At 63.8% G+C, this 3,126-nt stretch carries 3 protein-coding genes; all 3 read left to right on the forward strand.

What is annotated here, in order from left to right; all coding sequences use genetic code 11:
- A partial coding sequence (locus tag HMPREF3167_RS09895; protein ID WP_168160847.1) for a fibronectin type III domain-containing protein occupies nt 1-1,861 on the forward strand: 1,861 nt, incomplete at its 5' end.
- Nucleotides 1,854-2,861 (forward strand): hypothetical protein, encoded by a 1,008-nt coding sequence (locus HMPREF3167_RS08700; RefSeq protein ID WP_070446486.1) that lies wholly within the window; start codon nt 1,854-1,856, stop codon nt 2,859-2,861. The genes HMPREF3167_RS09895 and HMPREF3167_RS08700, both read left to right, overlap by 8 nt.
- Nucleotides 2,854-3,126 (forward strand): hypothetical protein (locus HMPREF3167_RS09995; RefSeq protein WP_210382989.1); only part of this gene is annotated, 273 nt, incomplete at its 3' end. The genes HMPREF3167_RS08700 and HMPREF3167_RS09995, both read left to right, overlap by 8 nt.

The raw sequence follows: 3,126 nt of genomic DNA on the forward strand, positions 1-3,126 counted from the left end.
CGGGTACACGGTTGGTACCCCGTCGGTGACAAAAGACGGGAGCGCGCCTGCGGCGGGGTACAACCCGCCCGCCCGGCCCCTACTGTATGTGACCCGCCAGTCTGATTCGCGCGTGCAGATCACCTGGGACACCACGCCTGACCCAGGCGCCCCTGTCCACGGGTTTAACCTTGAACAGCGTGAAGATGGTGGCACGTGGCGTCGGATCATGAACACCGCTGACGGGACGCTGCGGGGCTGGACTGACACAAGCGTGTCACGCGGCCACGTCTACGATTACCGGGTTCGGGCGGTTGGGCCGGGCGGCGAGTCGGAGTGGAACACCTACAACGGGCTGTATATGACCCCGTTTGCGCCTGCGAGTGTGGTTGCCGCCCGTGATGGGCAGGACGTGGTGGTCACGTGGGCGAACCGTGGCGTGGGCGAGTACACGACCCACGTGTGGCAAGGTAACACGACGGCGGGTGCGGCGAACTTGTCTGGTCCGCTCGACCCTGGCGTTAATAGTTTCCGGGCTACCGGCTTGGACGTGACGAAAGAGTACGTGTTCACGGTCGGGCACATCACCCCTGACGGGTTGACGGCCACCACCGTGTCGAACACGGTGCGTCTCCTTGCCGCCCCGTTGGCACCCACGAACCTCACACCAGATGGTGGCTACCAGCCCATCTACGCTAACGTGCGTTTCTCCTGGTCTCACAACCCCACCGACGGCACCGCACAGTCGAAGTACGAGTTCCGGTACCGCACGAGTCAGGGCGGGGCGTGGGCCACCGTGACTGGCACGACCTCGAATCAGTACTATTCGAGGTCGTTGCCGTCGGGGTCGATCTTCGAGTGGCAGGTGCGCACGTGGGGGCAAGACATCACGAAACCGTCGGAGTGGTCGAGCATCGCGGCAGTGACTCCCGCGACACGGCCGACAGCGTCGTTCATCTCCCCCGCCGCACAGACAACCATCACCAGTGACCGGGCCACTATCGAGTTCAGCTCCTCCCGCTACCCTGCCTCCTACACGCTCAAGGTCGAGTCCGGGGACGAGACCCGCGAGTACCAGGGGTACGGGTCGGGCCAATTCACGCGCACCTTGACCGGGCTACCGAACAACTCGGACGTCATGCTGTGGTTGAAGGTACACAACAAGGTCGAGTCCGGGGCCGTGACCCAGGCGCTCAAGGTGAAGTATGCTGCCCCGGCCGAACCCACAGGTTCCGCGAACTGGGTTGGGGACACGGGCGTCGTTGGCGTGCACGGGGTCTCACGCGACGGGCAGGTCACGACCGACCACGTCAACGTGTACCGGCAGCAGGCGGACGGCACCCTGGTGCTGTTGGGCACCCTGCCAGCGTACTCGTATGACGCTGTCCCTGACCCGGTTGCCCCGCTGACTGGGGCAACCTATGTGGTGGAGGCTGTCGCCCCCTCGGGGTCCACCACGCGTGTGGCGGTCGCGGTCGGCCCCGCCCCGGTCCAGGCCACCTATCTGAACTGGGGGGCAGGTGTGGCGAAATGGGTGCGGTTCCGGCACAACCCCACCACCACAGTGAGCACGGGGCGGGGCGTGGTCGAGCAGGAGTTCGCCGGACACGCCCTACCCAGGGTCGTGTTTACGGATCGTGTTAGTCGCCAGGTTGATATTGGTGGCACGCTTGCCGGTTTCTATGCGGGTGATACGGACAGCACCCCAGATGAGCAGGCCAGGATGCTGCTCGACGACCTGGCCATGACTGACACCCCCGTTGTTGTGCGCCTGGTCACCGGTGAAACATTCACGGGGTATGTGACCGGGGTGAAGGCATCCCGCGCGTTGTGGGGTGGCTGGCAGGCGTCCCTAACCTTTGTGGAGGCTGAGCATGCGTGAACGGTGGCTGTTTGACCTGACTGACCGTGAAGGGGCGCCCGTGCGTCGCCTAGAGAACGTGGTGTCAGCGTCCCTGGTGGGCAACGTGAACCGGCAGATCAGGTGGGATGGTCGCCTCGAATTGGGGGCAGAGTCAGGTGTGGATTGGGCGGCCGTGCGGGTGGCGGTCTCCTATCAGCGTGATAATGGGGCGCCGGAACCGTTCGGGGTGTACGTGCCCATGCTTGACACCCAAACACGGGTGGAGGGCGGCCGGGAACAGGTGTCCGAAATCGTTAACCTCTATGATCGTACGTCGATCCCCGCCGGTGACCTGATCGCGGACACCTATTCACTAACGGCCGGTGACACGGTGACCAGCCTGGTACAAGAAATTATCGAGACCACCGGTGAGCGTGGTGTTTCGATCACGCCACTAGGTGAGCGCACGCGCACCGACCTGGTATGGGACCCGGGCACAAGCAAACTGCGGATTATCAATGATTTGTTGGATGCGGCCGGGTTTTTTGCCTTGTACACGAACTACAGCGGCCAGTATGTGCTCGAACCGTACCGGGTGCCGGCGTTGCGCCCGGTGGTAGCCGCCTACCAGCCTGGCGGTCAGGACTTGTACACGCCAACCGTGGAAACCACGTTCCCAGACAGGCCAGTGAACCGTGTCGTGTTGCGTTCACGTGGGGATGGTGAGAAACCGGACTTGCTGGCGGTGGCGGAGAACACCAAGGATTTTCAGGCGACCGGGGTGTGGCGCACGAGTTTCACCGATGACGTGGAGGCCACGTCGCAGGTGGTGTTGGATCAGATGGCTGCCCGGCGCTTGGCAGAGGCCGGGCAAGCAACCTGGACGCGCACCAGAACGACGGAAATAAACCCCAATATTGGGCTGAACTCGGTGGTCTCTGGTGAGGGCGGGGGCCGTGAGGTGGTTGAGGAGATCAGTGTGCAGTGTCAGCCGGGGGCGTTAATGCAGGTCAGGACGCGGGAGGTGTACGGTGGGTAACCCGATTTTTGAGCTGTTGAAACCGGATGAGTCGGTGCAGGACCGGTGGTTTTGGGCGACCGTGACCCAGGCCTCGCCTTTGATGGTGCGTGAAGATGGGGCGCGTAGCGCGATTGGCACTACCCCGAAAACGTTGACCGCGGTTGGGGTGGGGGATCGTGTTCTGTGTTTGCGTACGGGTAGGCGCCTGTTGGTGGTGGGCCGGATGGGTGGCACGCCACCACCGGTGGTCCCGGCGGCGGGGACGGTGGTGGTTAACGGCAGG

Source organism: Trueperella sp. HMSC08B05 (assembly GCF_001808405.1).
GTDB lineage: Bacteria > Actinomycetota > Actinomycetes > Actinomycetales > Actinomycetaceae > Trueperella > Trueperella bernardiae.